Consider the following 22,316-nt stretch of genomic DNA (forward strand, 5'->3'; position numbering starts at 1 on the left):
ATTCGGGCCGCCGACCCCATGTGGTTTCAAGCCCAAAGGAAGAGTGAGGCGAGTCAGTTGCACAAAGCTTAGGCAGCAGATTGATTTGTCGCAATGATTGACACGATTCCGCTTGACGCTGCGTAAGGTTTTTGTAATTTTACAGGCAACCTTTTATTCACTAACAAATAGCTGGTGGAATATATGACTATCAAAGTAGGTATCAACGGTTTTGGCCGTATCGGTCGCATTGTTTTCCGTGCTGCTCAAGAACGCTCTGACATCGAGATCGTTGCAATCAACGACCTGTTAGACGCTGACTACATGGCTTACATGCTGAAATATGACTCCACTCACGGCCGTTTCAACGGTACCGTTGAAGTGAAAGACGGTCATCTGATCGTAAACGGTAAAAAAATCCGTGTTACCGCTGAACGTGATCCGGCTAACCTGAAATGGGACGAAGTTGGTGTTGACGTAGTAGCTGAAGCTACTGGCCTGTTCCTGACAGATGAAACCGCTCGTAAGCACATCACTGCTGGCGCGAAAAAAGTGGTTCTGACTGGTCCGTCCAAAGATAACACTCCGATGTTTGTTAAAGGCGCTAACTTTGACAAATACGAAGGTCAGGACATCGTTTCTAACGCTTCCTGCACCACTAACTGCCTGGCTCCGCTGGCTAAAGTTATCAACGACAACTTCGGCATCATCGAAGGTCTGATGACTACTGTTCACGCAACCACCGCTACTCAGAAAACCGTTGATGGCCCGTCTCACAAAGACTGGCGCGGCGGCCGCGGCGCATCCCAGAACATCATCCCGTCCTCTACCGGTGCAGCTAAAGCTGTAGGTAAAGTACTGCCAGAACTGAACGGCAAACTGACTGGTATGGCGTTCCGCGTTCCTACCCCGAACGTATCCGTTGTTGACCTGACCGTTCGTCTGGAAAAAGCTGCTTCTTACGAAGAAATCAAGAAAGCAATCAAAGCTGCTTCCGAAGGCCCGATGAAAGGCGTTCTGGGTTACACCGAAGACGACGTAGTATCTACCGATTTCAACGGTGAAGTTTGCACTTCCGTGTTCGATGCTAAAGCTGGTATCGCACTGAACGACAACTTCGTGAAACTGGTATCCTGGTACGACAACGAAACCGGCTACTCTAACAAAGTTCTGGACCTGATTGCTCACATCTCCAAATAAGTTGAGATGAGTATCTGATCCAAAAAGGCGACTTCGGTCGCCTTTTTTTATGACCAAAATATTCACATACCAAGGATTGCATCATGATTAACAAAATTTTCGCTCTCCCGGTCATTGAACAGCTTACCCCTGTCCTCTCCCGCCGTCAGCTTGATGAGCTTGAGGTTCTTGTTGTCGATCACCCCCAGGTTAAAGCGTCTTTCGCGCTACAGGGCGCACATCTTCTTTCCTGGAAACCAAACGGCGAAGAGGAAGTCCTGTGGTTAAGCAACAATACCCCGTTTAAAACCGGCGTAGCGCTGCGTGGCGGCGTACCAATTTGCTGGCCGTGGTTTGGTCCGGCTGCTCAGCAGGGCCTGCCTTCGCATGGTTTTGCCCGTAACTTGCCATGGACGCTGAAAGCGCACAACGAAGACGACAATGGCGTGGTGTTGACGTTTGAACTGCAGAGCAATGCCGAAACGCGTCAGCTTTGGCCGCACGAGTTTTGCCTGCTGGCCCGTTTCAAAGTGGGAGCCACCTGTGAGATGGAGCTGGAAGCTCACGGTGAGTTTGAAACCACCTCGGCACTGCATACCTATTTCAACGTTGGTGACATTGCGGCAGTGAAAGTTAGTGGTCTCGGCGATCGCCTGATCGATAAAGTGAATGATGCTAAAGAAGATGTGCTGGCTGATGGTATCCAGACCTTCCCGGACCGCACCGATCGTGTCTATCTGAATCCGGAAGCGTGCAGCGTGATTCATGATGATGCGTTGAATCGCAATATCGACGTTGTCCACCACCACCACCTGAATGTCGTGGGCTGGAACCCTGGCCCGGCGCTGTCCGTCAGTATGGGCGACATGCCGGATGATGGCTACAAAACGTTTGTTTGTGTAGAAACGGCTTACGCGACCGCTCCGCAGAAAACCACCGAAGAAAAACCATCTCGCCTCGCGCAGACTATTCGTGTTGCTAAACGCTAAGACAACTCTGCGCATCATGCCGGATGCGGCTAACGCCTTATCCGGCCTACAAACCACACACAGCCGTTGGCCTGATAAGCTGCGTGAGCATCGTCATTTGGCAAATCAGGCCATATCCAGCGCTGTTTTACCTTTTGGCGCCGGATACACCTTATCTAACTGCTTCAGCTCATCCACAGAGAGCGTTATCTCCAGCGCGGCGGCATTTTGTTCGACATGCGCTACGCTTGCGGCTTTCGGAATTGCTATTACACCCGACTGACGAATCACCCACGCCAGCAAAATCTGTGCAGCACTAACATTGTGCACGCGCGCAATGTCATTCACCACTGAATTAGAAAGCAAATCGCCACGCAGCCGTCCCGCCTGGGCCAGCGGACTGTATGCCATGACCGGCATCTGCTGCTGCTGGCACCACGGCAGTAAATCATATTCAATACCGCGCGAGGCTAAATGATAAAGCACCTGGTTAGTTGCACACTCCCGTCCACCGGGTACCTGCCATAACGCCTGCATATCATCATAATCGAGATTTGAGACGCCCCAACGGCGGATTTTCCCCTGCGCAATCAGTGTTTCCATGGCATCGACGGTCTCTGCAAATGAAAAATCGCCCATCCAGTGCAGCAAATAGAGATCCAGATAATCAGTTTTCAGTCGACGCAGGCTGGCTTCGCAGGCGGCAATGGCTTTCTGTCCACCGGCATTCCATGGGTAAACTTTCGAGACTAAAAAAGCGCTATCACGCCGTCCCATTAATGCTTCACCCACCACCTCTTCCGCTGCACCATCAGCGTACATTTCTGCGGTATCAATCAATCGCAGACCGAGATCCAGTCCGGCCTGCAGCGCAGACACTTCATCCCGGCGTCGGCTTGGATCCTCGCCCATGTACCATGTTCCCTGCCCAATAGCAGGAAGCGATACCTGGTCTGTAAACGTCACCTGTTTCGCTGTCATCGCACCCTCCTGTGTTAATGCACCACAGTAAAGCAAAACAACGTGCATGTGTCCTGTTAGGGTGCACAAATTGCACCATCATGATCTGGGGGTTGTCTTAATTTTAATGACGTAAAAAAGCCCGCATATCGCGCGGGCTTGAGTTTGACACCGAGTAGTATCAGAACTTGTAGGTCACACCTACCGAGAAGATGCCAGACCAGGACTTATCGACCATCGGGCTGTCTTTCACTTCATCACTCAAACGCACATAACGGCCAGTGCCGTACACGTTCCAGTTGCCAAGGAAGTTATAGCTCGCGGTCAACTCCAGGTACGGATCCCATCCATCGTCAGCGTTGTAGCTATTCAGACCACTGCGGCGAGACTCGTGATTGGACACACCATAATAGTAGTCGTTGTAGTTTTCGCTGCTGTACTGCACACCGATACCCGGCGTCAGGGTCAGACCACCATTGGTGTAACGGTAGAGCCAGGCCAGATCCCAGATAAAGCCGTTGCTGTTATCCAGGGTATCACCCGCCAGTGCGGTACGCAGGAAACCATACTGGGTGTTATGTACATATGATAGACCAGCCATCAAGCTGCTTTTACGCTTGTCGAGTTGGCGTAAAGCATGGCTATCGCTATCACCCGGCTTGAAATGCGTCGGATCATAGTACGCCATGATGGAAAGCTTATCTGCCGTATCATTCCACAAATAGTAACCGCCACCCAAGCCGCGGAACCACACATTATCGCCTTCATAGGTGACAACCGGAACAGGGTAAACATCGCGGTCATACTGTTTGTACGGGCTGTTAATCACACCAACACCCGCGCCAACAGTCCACTGACTTTCCGCCTGTGCGGTGCTAACTGCGGTTGCGGCAAGGACGCCAAGTGCCAGAAGTTTGAGTTTGGTCACAATCCATAATTCCTTATTCAAATGTGTAGCGGTCAAAGTGTAACCGCCAATACGCTTCAGCCCAACTATTTTACGTATTCACCCCAGAATGTAACCCCCTAATTTCTCAGCGAGTGATGACATTTTGCTTGCAGCACGGTGAACACCGCATGAATCCCGCTCCAATTCTTTACATAAGATGTGCTTTTTTTGCTGATGAGTTATTGATATGCCATTGAAATTCATTTGCGCACACAGGCAAGTTTTGCAAATGCCATCTACGCTTAATTTTAGAAGGTGTATCACCGAATACGTTGATCTCCTGACCACTAAAATGGCATGAGAGTTGCTTATTTCTTCAGCAGCGACGTCGTTCAGTTTACCTCTTCAGGGGCCTCTACTATTCATATGAACGGCTCTTAACATGTGCTAAAAAACGAAAGGACGGCATACCATGAATATATTCGATCACTATCGCCAGCGTTATGAAGCTGCCAAGGACGAAGAGTTCACGCTGCAGGAGTTTCTTACCACTTGTCGGCAAGATCGCAGTGCTTATGCCAACGCGGCAGAGCGGCTATTAATGGCTATTGGTGAGCCTGTCATGGTTGACACTGCCCATGAACCTCGACTTTCTCGACTCTTTTCGAATCGGGTAATTGCACGCTATCCCGCTTTTGAAGAGTTTTACGGCATGGAAGACGCCATTGAGCAGATTGTTTCTTATTTGAAGCATGCGGCTCAAGGTCTGGAAGAGAAGAAGCAGATTCTGTATCTGCTGGGGCCTGTGGGAGGGGGGAAATCATCTCTTGCTGAGCGGCTGAAGTCGCTGATGCAACGAGTACCGATTTATGTCCTGAGCGCCAATGGCGAACGTAGCCCGGTCAACGATCATCCGTTATGCCTGTTTAATCCGCAGGAAGACGCGCAGATCCTGGAAAAAGAGTATGGGATCCCGCGTCGTTATCTCGGTACGATCATGTCGCCGTGGGCTGCTAAACGTCTGCATGATTTTGGCGGGGACATTACAAAATTCCGCGTCGTCAAAGTCTGGCCGTCTATTCTGGAGCAGATCGCTATCGCTAAAACGGAGCCTGGTGATGAAAACAACCAGGATATTTCTGCGCTGGTCGGGAAAGTGGATATTCGTAAACTCGAACACCACGCCCAGAACGATCCTGATGCCTACGGTTATTCGGGCGCACTGTGCCGCTCAAACCAGGGGATTATGGAGTTCGTTGAGATGTTTAAAGCACCGATTAAAGTGCTGCATCCTCTGCTGACCGCCACCCAGGAAGGAAACTACAACGGGACAGAAGGTATCTCCGCCCTGCCGTTTAACGGGATTATTCTTGCCCACTCGAACGAGTCTGAATGGGTAACGTTCCGTAATAACAAAAACAATGAGGCGTTCCTTGACCGTGTTTACATCGTCAAAGTGCCTTATTGCCTGCGGATCTCTGAAGAGATCAAAATTTACGAAAAACTGCTTAACCACAGTGAGCTGACCCATGCGCCTTGCGCACCGGGCACGTTGGAAACGCTCTCTCGCTTTACCATTCTTTCTCGCCTGAAAGAACCTGAGAACTCGAGCATTTACTCGAAGATGCGCGTTTACGATGGCGAAAGCCTGAAAGATACCGATCCAAAAGCGAAATCCTATCAGGAGTATCGTGATTACGCCGGGGTTGATGAGGGAATGAACGGTCTGTCCACGCGTTTCGCGTTTAAGATCCTCTCTCGCGTATTTAACTTTGACCATGCTGAAGTGGCAGCTAACCCGGTTCATCTGTTCTACGTACTGGAGCAGCAAATCGAGCGTGAACAGTTCCCGCAGGAGCAAGCTGAGCGTTATCTTGAGTTCCTGAAAGGCTATCTGATCCCGAAATATGCTGAATTCATCGGCAAGGAGATCCAGACAGCTTATCTCGAATCCTATTCCGAATACGGTCAGAACATTTTCGACCGTTATGTCACTTATGCGGATTTCTGGATTCAGGATCAGGAGTATCGCGATCCAGATACCGGTCAGCTGTTTGATCGCGAGTCACTGAACTCAGAACTGGAGAAAATTGAGAAGCCGGCGGGTATCAGTAACCCGAAAGATTTCCGTAACGAGATCGTCAACTTTGTTCTGCGTGCCAGAGCGAATAACAGCGGTCGCAATCCAAACTGGACCAGTTACGAAAAACTACGCACGGTTATTGAGAAGAAGATGTTCTCCAATACCGAGGAGCTGCTGCCGGTCATTTCGTTCAATGCTAAAACCTCGACTGACGAGCAGAAAAAACACGACGATTTTGTCGACCGTATGATGGAAAAAGGCTACACGCGTAAACAAGTGCGTTTACTGTGCGAATGGTATTTGCGCGTACGTAAATCGTCTTAACATAAGTGCCCGGTGGCGCATGCGCTTACCGGGCTTGCAAAACAATGTTCCGTAGGCCGGATAGCGTCAGCGCCATCCGGCACTTACAGACATGGCGAACAGTTGGCAGTACGGGGGGCTTATGACCTGGTTTATTGACCGGCGTCTTAACGGCAAAAACAAGAGCACGGTAAACCGCCAGCGCTTCTTACGCCGTTATAAATCGCAAATTAAACAGTCGATCTCCGAGGCCATTAACAAGCGTTCGGTGACTGATGTGGATAGCGGCGAATCTGTCTCTATTCCGACTGATGATATTAGCGAACCAATGTTTCATCAGGGACGTGGTGGCCTGCGCCATCGCGTACATCCGGGTAACGACCATTTTGTGCAGAATGACCGCATTGAACGCCCACAGGGCGGCGGTGGCGGTTCAGGAAGTGGACAAGGCCAGGCCAGCCAGGATGGTGAGGGTCAGGATGAGTTCGTCTTTCAGATCTCTAAAGATGAATATCTTGATCTGTTGTTCGAAGATTTAGCACTTCCTAACCTGAAGCAGAATCAGCAGCGTCAGTTAACGGAGTATAAAACACACCGGGCAGGTTTTACCTCTAACGGTGTGCCTGCCAACATTAGCGTGGTGCGATCCCTGCAAAACTCACTGGCGCGCCGTACGGCGATGACAGCGGGTAAGCGTCGCGAACTGCATGCTCTCGAAGCGGATCTGGAAACCATCGCGAAAAGCGAACCAGCGCAGTTGCTGGAAGAGGAACGGTTACGCAAAGAGATTGCCGAACTGCGGGCAAAAATCGAACGCGTGCCATTTATCGACACCTTTGATTTACGCTACAAAAATTATGAAAAACGCCCCGACCCTTCCAGCCAGGCGGTGATGTTCTGCCTGATGGACGTCTCTGGTTCGATGGATCAGTCGACCAAAGATATGGCTAAACGTTTTTATATCCTGCTGTATCTGTTCTTAAGCCGGACCTATAAGAACGTGGAGGTGGTTTATATTCGCCACCATACCCAGGCGAAAGAAGTGGATGAACATGAGTTCTTCTACTCTCAGGAAACCGGGGGGACCATTGTCTCCAGTGCACTGAAGTTAATGGATGAAGTGGTGAAAGATCGCTACAACCCTGCCCAGTGGAACATCTATGCTGCACAGGCATCGGACGGTGATAACTGGGCAGATGATTCACCGCTGTGTCATGAGATTTTGGCGAAAAAGCTGCTGCCAGTGGTACGCTATTACAGCTATATCGAAATCACTCGCCGCGCCCACCAAACCTTATGGCGTGAATACGAACATCTGCAATCAATCTTTGATAACTTTGCGATGCAGCATATCCGCGACCAGGATGATATTTACCCGGTATTTCGCGAACTGTTTCATAAGCAAAGTACGACCAGTAACAATTAACCTAAACAAATCAGTCAGCGCGTAGATGTGCTGACTGATTTTATAAATAGTGCCCCATCCTGTTTTTATTTTCCCTTAACAGAGCAGCAGGCAATGTAGTTTAGCTGATGACGTTGCGAACGGAAGAAGCGAAACATTTTCAGGAACCGACGACGATTTTCGCTCGTGCGTAAGCCGTTAAACACAATTTTAACTGCCCCTGTAAGCCCTTCATCACGAATTAATCCGCGCGGTGACATCAGCGACATGTTGCCATTCTGCTGCAAAACCTGTTCGAACCCGCAGTTAAGAAACAAATCACGCCAGCCTTGTCTGGTCATTGGGCTAACGTTTGATTTCACCACATCGACAAGCAGGCCCTGATCGCCCGCGCCCAGTTTTTGGGTGGTGAACATAATATCGTGGGTGAGCAGACGCCCACCGGGCTTCAACACGCGATAATATTCGGCAATTAACTTCGCCTTCGCTTTATCGGCATACATTGTCAGCATGGCTTCGTTAATCACAACATCGAAACTGTTATCCGCAAAAGGAAGAGTGTTGGCGTTTGCCGCCATCACATGAATGTGATTTTCCAGACCATTTTCCGCCACGTTATTCCTTGCGTTTGACAGTGCGGTTTTATCCATATCAATGGCGTATACCTTACAGCCATAGCGTTGAACTAACTCTATCGCCGTCGTGGCCATGTTGCACGCCACTTCAAGCACCTGGCTGCCGGGCGTCAGCTGTGACTGGCTAAACAACCATTCTGTTGCTTCAACGCCGCCCGGACGCAGACGGGTTTTGCCCAGGCTGGCTAAAAATGTATGACCCGCTTTTTCAGTCGCGCTCATTGGCCTGTCTCCTTTTTATAAGTTGCATTATAAATACAACATTAAAGGTTAAAGGTGAAGCGCGCGAATGATTTTTATTACAAAATGTCCTTGCCCGTAGCGTTAGAGCGGATGTATGCCGTGTGATAGACTGAATTATCAGACTTACAGGGCTGTAAATCATTATGAAATTGCATCATAAAGCGCTCAGGCTCTTTATCTCCGTCAGCGTAATTGTTTTGACGTCTTCTTTTTTGGTTTATGAGCTCATTGCCAGCGATAAAGCAATGAATGCGTACATGCGCTATATCAATGAGAAAGCCGACTCATCGTTTCTCTATGATAAGTACACAAATCAAAGCATCGCAGCCCATCTGATGCGCACATTTTCGTCCCCCCAGGAGCCAGCCTCTCTCGAACAGCAAAAAGCACTTTGCACCGCTTTCGACAGCGTTAACGGCACTCATGGGCTCAACCTTACTAAGCACAACTATCTGCCATTACACGGTACGTTGCAGACCACCTCAACAAAATGTAGTGAACAGCTTGATGACATTTTTCTGCTGCCTTCTTTTGACCGGGCGGTCAATGTTAATCGTCAGCAGAAAGATTACGGTCAGGGATTAGGGACGTTAGAGTATAAATTTCGATATTACGTCGATCTCAAAAATAACTACGTCTATTTCTATGATTTGATCGACTCGCGGAAATTTGCGATACACAACTGGTCGTTTTTGCAAAAAGGTACGCTGGGAATCGACCAAAATGATATTGATGGTATTTTCACCGGCCGCACGGTGATTTCCAGTATTTATGAAGATAACCTGACCGAGAAAAAAGTGATGAGCTTTTTAACACCGGTCTACTACACCGGTAAGTTAAAAGGTGTGGTGATGGTAGATATTAATAAAGAGAATTTACAGAATATTTTCTATACCAGCGACCGCCCTCTCGTCTGGCGCTATCTTAATGTAACGGTCTCGGATACCAGCTCCGGTAAAGAGATTCTCGTTCATAAAAGTGAAACCGATCTGTTCCGCTATGTTCACTATGAGAAGGACATACCCGGTGGTATACGCATCACACTCTCACTCGATGTTATGTATTTTATTGTCTCGTCCTGGAAGATATTCGCATTCTATTTACTGGCAACAATATTACTGCTGAATATGGTCAGAACGCATTTTCGGCTGTATCACAACGTCACGCGGGAAAATGTTAGTGATGCGATGACCGGGCTCTACAACCGTAAAATTTTAACGCCGGCGCTTGAGCAGCGTTTGCAACAGTTGGTGAACACGGGAACGCTCGTCACCTTTATCGCCATCGACTGCGATAAACTGAAAGTCATCAATGACACGTTAGGGCATAAAGAAGGCGATCGGATTATCACTCATCTGGCCAAAGCCATTCAAAGCTCTATTCGCAAAAGCGACTACGCCATCCGCCTCGGCGGCGATGAGTTTTGTATTATCCTCATCGACCACCCCAGTGATTTAACGCCCCGCCTGCTGGAGAGAATTCGCTATAACTTACAAATTATTGCGCATGATATATCCATCAGCTTCTCCGCCGGGGTTTATAATATGCAGCCGAACGACACTATTGATGATGCTTACAAAGCATCTGATGCACAGCTCTATCTGAACAAACAGAAAAAACACGCCGGTGCGTGATTATTTTTCTGCAGGATTTTCATTGTTGTACCAGGAGTAAGTCATGACGGAAGTGAACAAAGGTATCGCAACGCATCAGCGTTTAATTTCGCTGTTGTCAGAGCAAGGCGCAACGTACCGCGTGGTAAGCCATGAAGCCGTCGGCAAATGTGAGGCAGTTTCTGAAATTCGTGGTACCGCACTGGGCCAGGGAGCAAAAGCGCTGGTCTGCAAAGTAAAAGGCAACGGCGTCAATCAGCATGTTCTGGCGATCCTCTCTGCCGATCAGCAGGCCGACCTGAGCCGGTTAGCCAGCCATATTGGCGGGTTGAGAGCGTCTCTTGCCAGCCCGGCGGAGGTAGATGAACTGACTGGCTGCGTATTTGGCGCTATCCCACCGTTCAGTTTTCATCCTAATCTCAAGCTGGTCGCTGACCCGCTATTGTTTGAGCGTTTTCATGAAATTGCGTTTAATGCCGGGTTGCTGGAAAAATCCGTGATCATGGATACCGCAGATTACCTGCGTATCGCGCAACCTGAATTAATCCCTTTCCGCCGCGAACAATAATGGTCTGCGTTAGCAGTAAAAAACGTCGCATCGTGCGTTAGCCCAAAAAAAATCATAATCATTAAAAAAAGCCTGTTCCGTCACGCATTTACGCGTACAGTAAGCAGGCTTATTTTTTCTTTTGGCAAGGAAACTACGATGTTTGATGTCACTCTGCTGATCCTCCTCGGACTGGCAGCTCTGGGCTTTGTCAGCCACAACACCACTGTCGCTGTTTCAATTCTGGTGCTGATCATTGTCCGTGTTACCCCTCTGAATACTTTCTTCCCCTGGATTGAAAAACAGGGCCTGACCGTCGGGATTATCATTCTGACCATTGGCGTCATGGCACCGATCGCCAGCGGAACGCTACCGCCCTCCACGCTCATCCACTCCTTTGTAAACTGGAAATCACTGGTCGCTATTGCCGTCGGGGTATTTGTCTCATGGCTCGGCGGACGCGGCGTTACGCTCATGGGCAGTCAGCCCCAGCTTGTTGCCGGATTACTGGTGGGCACGGTACTGGGCGTGGCGCTGTTTCGCGGTGTGCCGGTGGGGCCGCTTATTGCGGCAGGCCTGGTCTCGTTGATTGTTGGGAAGCAGTAGCCAGCCCGTTCAGATAACGGCCTGGCGTCTGCCCCAGGCCTTTTTTGAACATAGTGATAAATGCCGTGGTCGAATCGTACCCGAGCATTTGCGCGACCTGTTGTACATTGCGGCCATCGATCAACGCCTGCAGCGCCAGAATCAGCTGGAGCTGGTGACGCCAGCGGCGAAAACTCAACCCCGTTTCTTTGACGACCAGACGAGCAAGGTTACGTTCACTCATCGCAAATACGCTGGCCCATTGTCCCAACGTCTGCCATTGTGCAGGCTCTTTCGCCATCGTTGCGACCATTCTGCGAATTTTCGGGTGATCGGAAACCGGTAACTGCATCTGCTCCTGGGGTTGCTGCGGGAGTTCATCAAACAACACTTGCGTCAGCCGCTGAGTTGCCGGCTCCAGTCGCTGAGCATCCGATTTGGACGCCAGCGCCAGAATGAGTTCCCGACATAACGGGGCGATTTTCAGCGTGCAGCAACGTTCAGGCATCACGACAGCCTGCGGCTCAATAAATAGAAAACACAATTGCGCGCCCACGGTAACGTGGTTGCTGTGTGGAATTTCGCCAGGGATCCACACCGCATATTGCGGAGGCACCATCCACATAGCGTTTTCAACTTCACAGGTGATCGCGCCATGCAGCGCCAGGATCAACTGCCCCTTACGGTGCTGATGCAGCGGACTGAAAAGTTCATCTTCCCGAGCCTGAATACAAAATGCGACCGCCGCATCGTGGTGCAAATCGGGCTCATATCCATCCAGTCTCAGCCCCAACATAAGAATGTCCTATTTTAGCGATAATCTGTCATTTTAGCTTGATTCATCCATAGTGTAAAAACGCTAAAGTATCGCCTCGCCTGACGATATGAGAACAAAATGATTACTACACCTTCCTCCCGTGGCAAAAACGCAGCGTTGCTGATCGCGGGGATCCTGATGATTGCCACCACACTGCGCGTCACCTTTACCGGCGCAGCCCCGTTGCTGGATGCCATTCGCGCCGACTACGGCTTGAGTACCGCCCAGACTGGGCTTCTGACTACCCTGCCGCTGCTGGCCTTCGCGCTGGTATCCCCCCTGGCTGCCGCTGTTGCGCGCCGCTGGGGCATCGAACGTAGCCTGTTTGCCGCGATGCTGTTGATTTGCGTAGGTATTGCGATTCGTTCGCTGCCTTCGTCAGGGTTCCTGTTTAGCGGTACCGCCATCATTGGTTGCGGAATCGCGTTGGGAAATGTGCTGTTACCCGGATTGATTAAGCGTGATTTTTCCCAGCATGTGGCGAAACTCACTGGCGCATACTCGCTGACCATGGGCGCGGCGGCGGCACTGGGCTCGGCAATTGTGGTTCCGTTGGCACTAAATGGATTTGGCTGGCGCGGTGCGTTGATGGTGCTGATGGCCTTCCCGCTGCTGGCGCTGATTATCTGGTTGCCCCAATGCCGCCAGACTGCTCATGCCAGCCTGAGTAACTCGCGCGCCTTGCATTCCCGCGCGATCTGGCGCTCTGGCCTCGCCTGGCAAGTAACGCTGTTTCTGGGGATCAACTCCCTTGTCTATTACGTCATCATCGGCTGGCTACCCGCCATTTTAATTAGTCATGGCTACAGTGAATCTCAGGCCGGTTCGTTGCATGGTTTACTGCAGCTGGCGACTGCCGCGCCGGGAATATTGATCCCTCTCGTCCTGAACAGATTTAAGGATCAGCGCGCCATCGCCGCTCTGGTTTCGTTAATGTGCGCCGTCGGCGCGGCGGGATTCGCCATAATGCCCGACCAGGCATTGCTATGGACCATCCTGTTTGGCTTTGGCTCAGGCGCGACGATGATCCTTGGCTTAACCTTTATTGGCCTGCGCGCAAGCTCAGCGCATCAGGCTGCTGCTCTCTCCGGCATGGCACAGTCTGTCGGATATTTACTGGCCGCCTGCGGGCCACCGCTGATGGGGAAAATTCACGACCTCAACGGTAGTTGGCTGATTCCATTAACGGGTGTCGCCGTGTTAGCGATGCTGATGGCGGTGTTTGGTTTGTGCGCGGGGCGCAATCGGGAGATCGCGAGCGCATAATGCAGAGGGCAGGTTCGCGGACAACCTGCCCAATATTTATCCGCGCGCGGCGCGCAGCATCGCCTGAACCAGAGGTACGGGTTTTCCCGCCAGCGCTCCGCGTTCATGCTGAAAGAGCGTGCCGACATAAAATGGATGTGTCACCAGCTCAATGGCACGAATATCACCAGCCTCATCCCAACCGGTCACACGGAGATCGCCGCGCTCCAGCTCAGCGGCAAAATCTTCCGATACGCCGTAGTTGCAGTGATATCCCTCCGAGATAACATCCCGCCCGTAGGCTTTGGCAATCAGCGTATTGGCCCGAAGCTCAATATCATCCGTTTTTTCTACCAGCGAGCAGGTCAATGGTGCTATCACCATCCGACCCGTGGTGTCCGTCTCCGCATGGGCAGCGTCGATCCAGCCCAGCACGTTGCGGGCATACTCCAGAATGGCATGTTGAAAGCCGCCACAGGTACCCAGGAATGGGATACTGTTTTCACGCGCATAGCGTATCGCGATCAGCGCCCCTTCCAGGTGGCGATAAGGACTGCCTGGAACGACCCAAATGGCATCATAACCTACCAGGTCCTCACTGCTGCTGATATCAGATGTGGTTAGCCAGTCATAATCAGCCACTAATTCCAGGACGGCAGCGGCATCATCAATGGCAAGAGGAATAGCCTGATGCGCCACAATATCGGGGTTGTAATCGCCCACCAGCGCAATGCGAAGCGTATCTTTAATCGGGGAAATTTCCATTAAACTTTCCTTATGTCCAGACAATGAGGGACACTATAAGGAGCCTCAGCCTACCGATTTTTTGTTGGTATCACAATCCCTTAAATTGGGAGTCAGGGCTGGCGGAATGCTATAATGGTCACGTTTTACGATCTTATTTAACCGTAATAGCGATAGCTTAATGGAGCGGATGAAGAGATGAATATTCAGTGCAAACGTGTGTATGACCCGGCAGAAAAAAGCGATGGTTACCGCGTGTTGGTCGACCGGTTGTGGCCTCGCGGGGTGAAAAAGAGCGATCTTATTTTCAACGAATGGAATAAAGCACTTACCCCGTCATCTGATTTACGTAAGGCATTCCACGCAGAGTTGATTGATTTCTCGCATTTTTCTGAGCAATATCGCGCTGAACTGGCTCAACAGCAGCAAGAAGGAAAGCGCCTCGCGGAGATTGCCCGACAGCAAACCTTAACGCTACTGTATGCGGCGAAAAATACCCAGCAAAACCACGCGCTGGTGCTCGCTGAGTGGCTACGTCAATGCTGACCGCGTATCACTTGCCCGTTGTCGGATGATCTCTACGCCAGAGCGCCCATTCATCAATCACTTCCCCACCGGGTAGTTTGCAGTCTGACCTTACGCCTTGCGGAGTCTGCACCGCAACCAGCGTACCTCCCTTTTGTTCGCAATACACCGATGCCGGATTCGCCATGCCGATTTTTGGTGGTTTAGGGGCATCAGGCTGCGTGGTACACCCCGCCATCACCAGCAAGCCGGGCAAAATAATAGACGCAAGTTTCATCTCTACTCCTGTTTAAAAGCATTGTTCCGGCAGGTTACCCCGACTTCCCTTCTATCTCCATGTTTTACGTTCTAATTTCAATTTTATGATTACATTTCAGCCAGAAACACGTGTTTCATCTTGCTCCCTGATGTTCTATCATGCGCCCACGCCAGCCTTGTCATCACTCAGGAGTATTTACACCTCATGTCGGACATGATCCTTGCCAGAGTCTCACAATCCTTAGCCACGGAGCAGTCAGTTGAGAGTCTGGTACGCCAACTTCTGGAAATGCTGGAAGTAGTGACTGAGATGGAATCTACATACTTGACCAAGGTCGATCTGGATGCCCGTCTGCAGCATATTCTGTATGCGCGTAATAGCTGCCAAATGCAGATCCCCGAAGGGCTGTCCGTACCGTGGGATGAAACGCTGTGCAAACGCGCTATTGAGGAAAACTGTCTGTACAGCGACAACGTGCCCGCACGATGGCCGGAATGTACCGCCGCTCGCGCACTGGACATCACCACTTTTCTGAGTACTCCCGTTCATCTTCCGGACGGAACGTTTTACGGAACGCTCTGCGCCACCAGTCGCCGCCAGCAAGCGTTAAGCGAACGTGGTGAACAGGTGTTGCATCTGTTTGCCGGACTAATCGCCCAGTCTATTCAAAAAGAGTCGCTGGTTGCTCAGTTACGTGAAGCGAACGCTGCGCTGATTGCTCACTCCTACACCGATGCCCTGACCGGATTACCGAATCGGCGCGCAATTTTTGAAAATGTAGAGACCCTTTTTTCGCTCGCCCGCCACCTCAGGCAGAAGATAGTTGTCGCCTATATCGATTTGGATGATTTCAAATTGATCAATGACCGCTTTGGTCACGAGGTTGGCGACCAGTTCCTGATCCAGATTGGCCACCGCCTGCTGCGTAAATGTAGTGATAATGACATTCTCGGTCGACTGGGCGGTGACGAATTTTTAGTCGCTCGCCTGTCGCCGGAAGATGACAGAGAGCAACGTGTTCGTCTGCAGCAGGTGAAACATCAGTTGCAGCAGCAAATTTGCGGCGACTATCACCTGGGCGATATTCATCTGTTTTATCCTGGTGCCAGTCTGGGCGTGGTGGAAATTGATCCGCTGGAGACTGATGTAAACTGTGCGCTTCATCTCGCAGACAGCGCAATGTACAAGGATAAAAAGCGTCAGGATAAAACCGCTTTTGTCGTACATTAACCCCTGCTATGCTGACTCGTCTTTAAATAACTCTGGTAGATAATCGTATGCGACTCGGTATTATTTTCCCTGTCATTATTTTCATTTCCGCTGTCGTTTTCTTATCCTGGTTTTTTATTGGCGGTTACGCTGCGCCTGGAGCATAACGATGAAAAAAACAACGCTTATTATGATTGGCGTGGCTATCATCGTCGTTCTGGGCACGGAACTGGGGTGGTGGTAACCAAAGAAAAAGGCCACTTATCAGTGGCCTCTATTGTCTGCATGTTTACTTAACTTTTGACTTTTCGATAGATAAACAACACCACAATCGCACCGATAACCGCTACGACAAAACTGCCAAAGTTGAAACCATCAACTTTACCAAAACCAAAGAAGGTACTGATCCAGCCACCCACTACCGCACCGACAACCCCTAAGATGATGGTCATAAAGAATCCGCCGCCATCTTTACCCGGCATAATCCATTTTGCCAAAATCCCAGCGATAAGACCGAAAATCACCCATGAAATAATGCCCATAATATCCCTCACTTATGTTTTTAAGTTAACGATTCGCTCGTTGTATAAAAGCATAGCATAGCGCTGAAAAATTAAAATTTGTGATCGGTATCACCTGCTATTTTCATCTTTTTCTGATCTTTCATAAGGTTAAACCATTGGATGGCGACATTTTCCCTGACGTAGCTCGTCATTAATGTCGAATCGTCAGTCATTCTGCGTTACTCATTCGCCCTCAGTCCCTGCAATTACTGGGTTTTCACTTCTGGCACGATTTATGCTTAAACAGCCGGTCACTATGACAAATCGTAGTCCGCGATGCGTATCGCGCGGCTCCGTTTACAATTCGCGCTATTTCAGCATTTAACAGGTCTGTTATTGATGAAAAAAATCACCAGTGTATGCCCATACTGTGGGGCCGGGTGCAAGCTCAAGCTTGTTGTTGAGAATAACAAAATCATCCGCGCCGAGGCCGCAGAGGGTGTAACGAACCAAAATCAGTTATGCCTGAAAGGCTACTATGGTTGGGATTTTCTTAACGACACTCGCCTTCTGACTCCCCGTCTGACTCGCCCGATGATCCGTTATGAAAAAGGTGGAAAATTCACTCCCGTTAGCTGGGATGAAGCCATTCGTTACACCGCAAAACGCTTATCTGAAATCAAAAATACCTATGGCCCCCGCGCCATTATGACCACCGGGTCTTCACGTGGAACAGGGAATGAAACCAACTACGTGATGCAAAAATTCGCACGTGGCGTTCTCCATACCAATAATGTCGATTGCTGCGCCCGTGTCTGTCACGGCCCTTCCGTTGCCGGGTTACAGGAAACATTAGGCAATGGCGCCATGAGCAATTCCATCAGCGACATTGAAAACTCAAAATGCCTGCTGATCTTTGGCTATAACTGCGCCGACTCGCACCCGATCGTGGCTCGCCGGGTAATTAAAGCTCGCCAGAACGGCGCAAAAATCATTGTCTGCGACCCACGTCGTATTGAAACTGCTCGTATAGCTGACCAACATTTGCAGTTAAAAAACGGTTGTAATATGGCACTGGTTAACGCCTTTGGCCATGTCCTCATCGAAGAGCAACTCTACGATCGCGAGTATGTACAAAAGCATGCGGAAGGACTGGAAACATACTGGGAAACCGTGAAGGACTATGCGCCTGAAGCCGTTGAACATTTAACGGGTGTTCCCGCACAGCAGGTTCGTCAGGCGATGCGTACATTTGCCGCAGCGCCATCGGCAACCGTGATGTGGGGAATGGGCGTCACCCAGTTTGGCCAGGCCGTTGACGTGGTTCGTGGTTTGTCGAGCCTGGCGTTGCTGACCGGCAATCTGGGACGTCCTAACGTCGGCGTTGGGCCGGTGCGTGGGCAGAATAACGTGCAAGGCGCGTGCGATATGGGGGTACTGCCTAACCAGTTCCCTGGGTATCAGGACGTGACCGATTTCACCGTCAGGGAGAAATTCGCCAACGCCTGGGGCATTGACGTCAATCAGATGGATGACAAGGTTGGGACGCGCATCACCGAAGTTCCGCATCTGGCTATTGAAGGCAAAATTAAAGCCTACTACATCATGGGGGAGGATCCGTTGCAAACCGAGGCCGATTTAGGTCTGGTCCGCGAAGGGTTTAACGCGCTCGATTTTATTGTCGTGCAGGATATCTTCATGACCAAGACAGCGGAAATGGCCGACGTCCTCCTGCCGGCCACCTCCTGGGGCGAACACGGCGGCGTCTTTACCTGCGCCGATCGTGGATTCCAGCGTTTTGAAAAAGCGATTGAACCCTCAGGTGATGTCAAGCGTGACTGGGAGATCATCAGCCTGCTGGCCAGTGAAATGGGCTATCCCATGCGGTATCAAAGTAACCAGCAAATCTGGGATGAGATGCGCGAGCTGTGCCCGCTGTTCTACGGCGTAACCTATGAGAAAATGGGTGAAATGGGGCATGTTCAGTGGCCATGTCCGGAGCTCGATCACCCCGGCACACCTTACCTTTACGCGAACAGCCAGTTTGATACCGCCAATGGCAAAGGCAAACTGTTTGCCGCACAATGGCGAGCACCCGCAGAGGTTCCTGATGAAAAGTATCCGCTGGTCCTGTGTACCGTGCGTGAAGTTGGGCACTACTCCTGTCGTTCAATGACCGGCAACTGCGCAGCGCTGCAAGCCCTGGCAGATGAGCCTGGGTACGTGCAAATCAATACTCATGATGCAGAAAAACTGGGTATTCGTCATCGTGACCTGGTATGGGTCAGCTCGCGTCGTGGTAAGGTCATCAGCCGCGCCGATGTATCCGAGCGTATCAATGCCGGAACGGTGTATATGACCTACCAATGGTGGATTGGTGCGTGTAACGAGTTAACCCAGGATAACCTCGATCCTATTTCGAAAACGCCGGAAACCAAATATTGCGCCGTAAGTATTGAGCACATTAGCGATCAGGGATGGGCTGAAAAGTATGCCGCACAGACGTATAGCGACATGAAATCACGCTTGTGCGAGGCCATTGCGTAAGTCACCTCGCTAACCGCCTGAGTCTGGTCATCCAGACTCAGGTATTTTCTCGTTACTTCGCCAGCTGTGGTTCACTAAAGCGAATAGCAGCAGATTCTTCCTGCTTATCCCGCTGCATAAAACCGAGGTTCATCAGGAACAATCCTACCATAAACGGGAGTTCATACAGCTCTTCAATGAGATCGCCGTACTGCGCGTTGTGCAAAAAGACAGGGGCCAGCAGACGATGATGCTCTACCGTATCGGAGATCAAAAATGCACAGGTGGTGATCGCTAACAGCCATAGCGGCAGCGGTTCATTGCGTAAGCGACGGGCAATATCCTGGCGTAAGCGTTTTGATATCAGGACAGGCAGAATAATCATTGCAATCAATACCACTGAGATAACTCTGAACAGAAGTTTAGGGTGCTCCGGGAAATAATCACGGCCCCAACTGGTACTGCGACCCAGCAACACCAACCACCACACAGCCGCCCAAAGCCAAAATTGTTTCTCGCCTTCAGGACGTGATAAAGGCCGGATGTAGCTGAGAGTAAAAAGCGCTCCAAACAGCAGCCATAACGCCTGACCATTCTCAATCCATCTGACGACAGTACCGTTGAGCAAAGGTAGATTCCAGTTCGCAGTGAACGGGATCGCTACGATGATCAGTCCAAGAATGAAAGTGGGTAATGTTAGTCGGGTATTCAGTTTCATAAGCGAGGTTCTGTATTGTGACTGTTTCACGATCATAACCCCTGTGAATGATCCAACATTAGCAATCAATGCGGATTTCTTAAGGTATTCTTAAGAAATCTTTTTCCGGATATTTCCAGGTTTAACACGGATAAAAAAACCGCGCGGCGTCGTCAAAACGCAGTGCGGTTATTAGATTAAAATTCAGCGCATTCAATCAGTAGGAGTAATTAACGCCTACCATCCGCACACTTCATGCTCATTCTCGGTATCGTATGAACGTACGGTATTGACCAGATCTTTAACAACTTCTGCTGCCACATCCGGCACCAGTAACGTCATCGGCGCTTCAGTTTCATAATCGACTGACACGCCATTGCTGTTATTGGTCACTGTTACGGTATAGGTTGCTTTGCCCATGATTTACTCCTTGCCGGTACGCACGACTTTTCGTTGATTCGCGCTCTCCATCAGAACTTCCGGGGCAACGAAAAAATCGATATTAAAGTAAGTGTCGTCGGTCATCACTTCGATGTTATGCCATTTTTCCGGTGGAAAAACACCAAACTGACCGGCTTCAATAACCATCACCTCTACGGGCTCCGGGCTATGTTCATCTGCGTATCCGAGATATTTGACCGCCCCCTGCATAACCGAAAGTCGAGGATAAACCCCGGCACGGGTTCCTTTATCAAGGTGGCGTTCGAAAATTCCGGCAGGTGCCGTTTCTTTGTTCCAGAATGGAGTAGAGCGTGTATGGATATGGTTCTGTGGAATTTGAAGCATTTTTCTTCCCTTTTCCAGTCGACAACCAGCGAGTTTTTACTGAACCGCTGCTGTACACAGGGTACGCCTCATAATATTCATTTGAAATACCATTTATTGGTTATAACAATACAATTATAAATGAATTGCAGGGTGTAATATTGAAGGCCCGCCGTAACCAACGGGCCAATGGCGTCACGACTGAAGCGTGGCCAGACGAGCGGCAAAACCAACAAAAATCAGACCAATAAGGGAATTACCCACTTTGGCCAGCTTTTTCTTCGTACGGATATACTGCGTCACGAACGCGCCGGAGAAAATAAGAAAGCTCAGGTAGAAAAAGCTCACTATCTCAAGCGTAATAGCCAAAATAAAGAATGACAGCCCTGAGTGCGGCGCATTGACATCAATAAACTGCACGAAGAACGAAACATAAAACAAAATAGCTTTAGGATTCGTCAGGCTCAGAATTAACGCACGTTTAAAAATAGCGCCAAACGGGACTTCTTCAGGCGCGGCATCGCTTGCTTTTGATTTCAGTGTTGCATACAGGATCTTCGCACCGAGGTACAGCAGATAAAACGCGCCAAGATAGCGAACGATGTTGAACAAAACGGGCGTTGTTTTGATCAATGCGGCAACTCCGGCATAGGCCAAAAACATTAACACGGCATCGCCGATAAACACACCGCTTGCGGCGAGATAACCGCCCTTCACTCCCCGACCAACGCTGTTCTTCAACACAAATATCGTATTTGGCCCCGGTACCAGCACGATAAAAATAGCCCCCACCAGATACGTCCAGTAATTCAGAACTCCATACTCTGCGAACACGTTAACCTCTTCCTGAAAAAACACATGCACTTGCTGCGAGACAATATGCTAACGAATGCATCGGGTGATGGAAAGAGAAGGTTATGAATTAAAAAACCCGCCACTGGTGACGGGTGTGTACAGATAAGGTTAGCCCGGATTAATGGTGCAGCATCTCATCCACAACCTCTTCTCCCTTCAACTGGTAAGGGTAGTAGGTAGGCCAGTTTTCCATCTCTTCAAGCAAAGCTGCCTGCGAGGTATTTCCCATAAAGATATGGAAGTGGCTCGATTTACGCGGCGCGATAATATGATCGCTGAATTGCAAGTATTTAGGTGCTTTGCTGTTAGCGTCTTTACACTCAAACAGATAACGTACACCTTTCTTGCCTGACTTATAGAGCAGAATTTTATAACCGGCGTAGTCGTATTTACATGATGCAACCTGATTACCGGTGTGAAATTCCATTACGTCATTTTCGATGCCGATGGTGTCTACGTTGGTTGCATAACCTTTACGGTAGTAATCTTTAATTTGTTCTGCCGTTTTGCTTTTGTCTTTCTCCGCTTTCTTTTTGAAGACCGGATCAAGCTCGCCGCTGACCAGATACGGATAGACAGATTGCCACATGCCATCCCAGTCGGTCAGCGCCCTATTTTGCACCTGGTTATCATCAAAAACCCCTTCCGACGCCTTTTGTTCTGCTTCGCTCATCGGCGCACCATGGGAATGATGACCGTGCGCCATAACCGAACCACTGACTAAAAGCATCCCCAGAGCAATTGTCAGTTTTTTAATACAAATAGCCAAAATTTCACCCTCA

24 protein-coding genes and 1 pseudogene are annotated in these 22,316 nt (G+C 50.0%); 13 read left to right on the forward strand and 12 right to left on the reverse strand.

The window, feature by feature from the left end; all coding sequences use genetic code 11:
* The first annotated feature begins 183 nt into the window (after positions 1–183).
* Together gapA and OGV74_RS12855 are read left to right on the forward strand one after the other, a co-directional pair.
* A complete protein-coding gene (gapA, locus tag OGV74_RS12850) occupies positions 184–1,179 on the forward strand; it encodes a glyceraldehyde-3-phosphate dehydrogenase (protein ID WP_003030697.1) in 996 nt (331 codons plus the stop codon).
* Between the two features lie 83 nt (positions 1,180–1,262).
* Positions 1,263–2,147 carry a D-hexose-6-phosphate mutarotase gene (locus tag OGV74_RS12855; RefSeq protein WP_003846660.1) on the forward strand — a complete coding sequence of 295 codons (885 nt, stop codon included), beginning with the start codon at positions 1,263–1,265 and terminating at the stop codon, positions 2,145–2,147.
* A gap of 105 nt (positions 2,148–2,252) precedes the next feature.
* Here the strand turns inward: OGV74_RS12855 and OGV74_RS12860 are convergent, their stop codons facing one another.
* Positions 2,253–3,107, reverse strand: coding sequence for an aldo/keto reductase (locus tag OGV74_RS12860; RefSeq protein ID WP_086504255.1), 855 nt, complete (start codon positions 3,105–3,107; stop codon positions 2,253–2,255).
* Between the two features lie 160 nt (positions 3,108–3,267).
* Positions 3,268–4,014 carry a MipA/OmpV family protein gene (locus tag OGV74_RS12865; protein WP_003030706.1) on the reverse strand — a complete coding sequence of 249 codons (747 nt, stop codon included), beginning with the start codon at positions 4,012–4,014 and terminating at the stop codon, positions 3,268–3,270.
* A 433-nt stretch (positions 4,015–4,447) separates the two neighbouring features.
* Here OGV74_RS12865 and yeaG point away from each other — a divergent pair, with 433 nt between their 5' ends.
* Entirely contained in the window at positions 4,448–6,382 is a 1,935-nt protein-coding gene (gene yeaG / locus OGV74_RS12870) for a protein kinase YeaG (protein ID WP_003030707.1), read from the forward strand.
* A 121-nt stretch (positions 6,383–6,503) separates the two neighbouring features.
* On the forward strand, positions 6,504–7,787 hold the full coding sequence (locus OGV74_RS12875) for a YeaH/YhbH family protein (RefSeq protein WP_286520904.1): 1,284 nt from the start codon (positions 6,504–6,506) through the stop codon (positions 7,785–7,787).
* Positions 7,788–7,852: 65 nt separating this feature from the next.
* Here OGV74_RS12875 and OGV74_RS12880 read toward each other — a convergent pair whose 3' ends face one another.
* Complete coding sequence (locus OGV74_RS12880) at positions 7,853–8,623, reverse strand: class I SAM-dependent methyltransferase (RefSeq protein ID WP_032949093.1); 771 nt, start codon at positions 8,621–8,623, stop codon at positions 7,853–7,855.
* A 164-nt stretch (positions 8,624–8,787) separates the two neighbouring features.
* Here OGV74_RS12880 and dgcJ point away from each other — a divergent pair, with 164 nt between their 5' ends.
* The 3 genes from dgcJ (at position 8,788) to OGV74_RS12895 (ending at position 11,410) form a co-directional block, all read left to right on the forward strand.
* The gene (gene dgcJ / locus OGV74_RS12885; protein WP_003030710.1) at positions 8,788–10,278 is read left to right on the forward strand and encodes a diguanylate cyclase DgcJ; all 1,491 of its coding nucleotides are present in this window, start codon (positions 8,788–8,790) and stop codon (positions 10,276–10,278) included.
* Positions 10,279–10,321: 43 nt separating this feature from the next.
* Entirely contained in the window at positions 10,322–10,825 is a 504-nt protein-coding gene (locus OGV74_RS12890; RefSeq protein ID WP_086504256.1) for a YbaK/prolyl-tRNA synthetase associated domain-containing protein, read from the forward strand.
* 138 nt (positions 10,826–10,963) lie between these two features.
* Positions 10,964–11,410 (forward strand): DUF441 domain-containing protein, encoded by a 447-nt coding sequence (locus OGV74_RS12895; protein ID WP_003832453.1) that lies wholly within the window; start codon positions 10,964–10,966, stop codon positions 11,408–11,410.
* Here OGV74_RS12895 and OGV74_RS12900 read toward each other — a convergent pair.
* Positions 11,393–12,185, reverse strand: a pseudogene (locus OGV74_RS12900) (AraC family transcriptional regulator); the annotation flags it as partial. The gene OGV74_RS12895 and the pseudogene OGV74_RS12900 sit on opposite strands and share 18 nt — an antisense overlap.
* 99 nt (positions 12,186–12,284) lie before the next feature.
* On the opposite strand from OGV74_RS12900, the gene OGV74_RS12905 reads away from it, so the two are divergent.
* Positions 12,285–13,472 (forward strand): CynX/NimT family MFS transporter, encoded by a 1,188-nt coding sequence (locus tag OGV74_RS12905; protein ID WP_003030718.1) that lies wholly within the window; start codon positions 12,285–12,287, stop codon positions 13,470–13,472.
* 36 nt (positions 13,473–13,508) lie between these two features.
* On the opposite strand, the gene OGV74_RS12910 is transcribed toward OGV74_RS12905, so the two are convergent.
* Positions 13,509–14,216, reverse strand: a complete 708-nt coding sequence (locus OGV74_RS12910; RefSeq protein WP_003846671.1) for a CTP synthase C-terminal region-related (seleno)protein — start codon at positions 14,214–14,216, stop codon at positions 13,509–13,511.
* A 177-nt stretch (positions 14,217–14,393) separates the two neighbouring features.
* Here OGV74_RS12910 and OGV74_RS12915 point away from each other — a divergent pair, with 177 nt between their 5' ends.
* Positions 14,394–14,741, forward strand: a complete 348-nt coding sequence (locus OGV74_RS12915; RefSeq protein WP_003030722.1) for a DUF488 domain-containing protein — start codon at positions 14,394–14,396, stop codon at positions 14,739–14,741.
* A gap of 7 nt (positions 14,742–14,748) precedes the next feature.
* Here the strand turns inward: OGV74_RS12915 and OGV74_RS12920 are convergent, their stop codons facing one another.
* Entirely contained in the window at positions 14,749–14,997 is a 249-nt protein-coding gene (locus OGV74_RS12920; protein WP_057064623.1) for a putative hemolysin, read from the reverse strand.
* Between the two features lie 186 nt (positions 14,998–15,183).
* Between OGV74_RS12920 and OGV74_RS12925 the strand changes: the two genes are divergently transcribed.
* Genes OGV74_RS12925 through yoaJ form a run of 3 tightly spaced genes read left to right on the forward strand, consistent with a single transcriptional unit; the run spans position 15,184 to position 16,432 of the window.
* Positions 15,184–16,209, forward strand: coding sequence for a sensor domain-containing diguanylate cyclase (locus OGV74_RS12925; RefSeq protein WP_086504257.1), 1,026 nt, complete (start codon positions 15,184–15,186; stop codon positions 16,207–16,209).
* A 47-nt stretch (positions 16,210–16,256) separates the two neighbouring features.
* The gene (locus OGV74_RS12930) at positions 16,257–16,355 is read left to right on the forward strand and encodes a YoaK family small membrane protein (protein ID WP_032941789.1); all 99 of its coding nucleotides are present in this window, start codon (positions 16,257–16,259) and stop codon (positions 16,353–16,355) included.
* 2 nt (positions 16,356–16,357) lie between these two features.
* The gene (gene yoaJ / locus OGV74_RS12935; protein WP_099530266.1) at positions 16,358–16,432 is read left to right on the forward strand and encodes a protein YoaJ; all 75 of its coding nucleotides are present in this window, start codon (positions 16,358–16,360) and stop codon (positions 16,430–16,432) included.
* 49 nt (positions 16,433–16,481) lie between these two features.
* Here yoaJ and OGV74_RS12940 read toward each other — a convergent pair whose 3' ends face one another.
* Positions 16,482–16,730, reverse strand: coding sequence for a GlsB/YeaQ/YmgE family stress response membrane protein (locus tag OGV74_RS12940; protein ID WP_003030729.1), 249 nt, complete (start codon positions 16,728–16,730; stop codon positions 16,482–16,484).
* Positions 16,731–17,090: 360 nt separating this feature from the next.
* On the opposite strand from OGV74_RS12940, the gene fdhF reads away from it, so the two are divergent.
* The gene (gene fdhF / locus OGV74_RS12945; RefSeq protein ID WP_003030731.1) at positions 17,091–19,238 is read left to right on the forward strand and encodes a formate dehydrogenase subunit alpha; all 2,148 of its coding nucleotides are present in this window, start codon (positions 17,091–17,093) and stop codon (positions 19,236–19,238) included.
* 52 nt (positions 19,239–19,290) lie between these two features.
* Here the strand turns inward: fdhF and OGV74_RS12950 are convergent, their stop codons facing one another.
* From OGV74_RS12950 to zinT, 5 genes are all read right to left on the reverse strand, one after another.
* Positions 19,291–19,935 (reverse strand): hypothetical protein, encoded by a 645-nt coding sequence (locus OGV74_RS12950; protein ID WP_003840864.1) that lies wholly within the window; start codon positions 19,933–19,935, stop codon positions 19,291–19,293.
* A 216-nt stretch (positions 19,936–20,151) separates the two neighbouring features.
* Positions 20,152–20,334: a DUF1869 domain-containing protein gene (locus OGV74_RS12955; protein WP_003832433.1), complete on the reverse strand. Its 183-nt coding sequence runs from the start codon at positions 20,332–20,334 to the stop codon at positions 20,152–20,154.
* A gap of 3 nt (positions 20,335–20,337) precedes the next feature.
* A complete protein-coding gene (gene yeaR, locus OGV74_RS12960; protein ID WP_003030735.1) occupies positions 20,338–20,700 on the reverse strand; it encodes a DUF1971 domain-containing protein YeaR in 363 nt (120 codons plus the stop codon).
* Between the two features lie 174 nt (positions 20,701–20,874).
* A complete protein-coding gene (gene leuE / locus OGV74_RS12965) occupies positions 20,875–21,513 on the reverse strand; it encodes a leucine efflux protein LeuE (protein WP_016152793.1) in 639 nt (212 codons plus the stop codon).
* A gap of 139 nt (positions 21,514–21,652) precedes the next feature.
* A complete protein-coding gene (gene zinT, locus OGV74_RS12970) occupies positions 21,653–22,303 on the reverse strand; it encodes a metal-binding protein ZinT (protein WP_086504258.1) in 651 nt (216 codons plus the stop codon).
* Positions 22,304–22,316: the final 13 nt, after the last annotated feature.

Origin of the sequence: Citrobacter sp. Cf116 (assembly GCF_030336505.1) — a bacterium.
GTDB lineage: Bacteria > Pseudomonadota > Gammaproteobacteria > Enterobacterales > Enterobacteriaceae > Citrobacter > Citrobacter freundii.

What these genes read in the sequence shown, in the direction of transcription:
- gapA (WP_003030697.1), top strand. Translation starts at nt 184, where the DNA reads ATGACTATCAAAGTAGGTATCAACGGTTTTGGCCGTATCGGTCGCATT.
- OGV74_RS12855 (WP_003846660.1), top strand. Translation starts at nt 1,263, where the DNA reads ATGATTAACAAAATTTTCGCTCTCCCGGTCATTGAACAGCTTACCCCT.
- OGV74_RS12860 (WP_086504255.1), bottom strand. Translation starts at nt 3,107, where the DNA reads ATGACAGCGAAACAGGTGACGTTTACAGACCAGGTATCGCTTCCTGCT.
- yeaG (WP_003030707.1), top strand. Translation starts at nt 4,448, where the DNA reads ATGAATATATTCGATCACTATCGCCAGCGTTATGAAGCTGCCAAGGAC.
- OGV74_RS12875 (WP_286520904.1), top strand. Translation starts at nt 6,504, where the DNA reads ATGACCTGGTTTATTGACCGGCGTCTTAACGGCAAAAACAAGAGCACG.
- OGV74_RS12880 (WP_032949093.1), bottom strand. Translation starts at nt 8,623, where the DNA reads ATGAGCGCGACTGAAAAAGCGGGTCATACATTTTTAGCCAGCCTGGGC.
- dgcJ (WP_003030710.1), top strand. Translation starts at nt 8,788, where the DNA reads ATGAAATTGCATCATAAAGCGCTCAGGCTCTTTATCTCCGTCAGCGTA.
- OGV74_RS12890 (WP_086504256.1), top strand. Translation starts at nt 10,322, where the DNA reads ATGACGGAAGTGAACAAAGGTATCGCAACGCATCAGCGTTTAATTTCG.
- OGV74_RS12895 (WP_003832453.1), top strand. Translation starts at nt 10,964, where the DNA reads ATGTTTGATGTCACTCTGCTGATCCTCCTCGGACTGGCAGCTCTGGGC.
- OGV74_RS12905 (WP_003030718.1), top strand. Translation starts at nt 12,285, where the DNA reads ATGATTACTACACCTTCCTCCCGTGGCAAAAACGCAGCGTTGCTGATC.
- OGV74_RS12910 (WP_003846671.1), bottom strand. Translation starts at nt 14,216, where the DNA reads ATGGAAATTTCCCCGATTAAAGATACGCTTCGCATTGCGCTGGTGGGC.
- OGV74_RS12915 (WP_003030722.1), top strand. Translation starts at nt 14,394, where the DNA reads ATGAATATTCAGTGCAAACGTGTGTATGACCCGGCAGAAAAAAGCGAT.
- OGV74_RS12920 (WP_057064623.1), bottom strand. Translation starts at nt 14,997, where the DNA reads ATGAAACTTGCGTCTATTATTTTGCCCGGCTTGCTGGTGATGGCGGGG.
- OGV74_RS12925 (WP_086504257.1), top strand. Translation starts at nt 15,184, where the DNA reads ATGTCGGACATGATCCTTGCCAGAGTCTCACAATCCTTAGCCACGGAG.
- OGV74_RS12930 (WP_032941789.1), top strand. Translation starts at nt 16,257, where the DNA reads ATGCGACTCGGTATTATTTTCCCTGTCATTATTTTCATTTCCGCTGTC.
- OGV74_RS12940 (WP_003030729.1), bottom strand. Translation starts at nt 16,730, where the DNA reads ATGGGCATTATTTCATGGGTGATTTTCGGTCTTATCGCTGGGATTTTG.
- fdhF (WP_003030731.1), top strand. Translation starts at nt 17,091, where the DNA reads ATGAAAAAAATCACCAGTGTATGCCCATACTGTGGGGCCGGGTGCAAG.
- OGV74_RS12950 (WP_003840864.1), bottom strand. Translation starts at nt 19,935, where the DNA reads ATGAAACTGAATACCCGACTAACATTACCCACTTTCATTCTTGGACTG.
- OGV74_RS12955 (WP_003832433.1), bottom strand. Translation starts at nt 20,334, where the DNA reads ATGGGCAAAGCAACCTATACCGTAACAGTGACCAATAACAGCAATGGC.
- yeaR (WP_003030735.1), bottom strand. Translation starts at nt 20,700, where the DNA reads ATGCTTCAAATTCCACAGAACCATATCCATACACGCTCTACTCCATTC.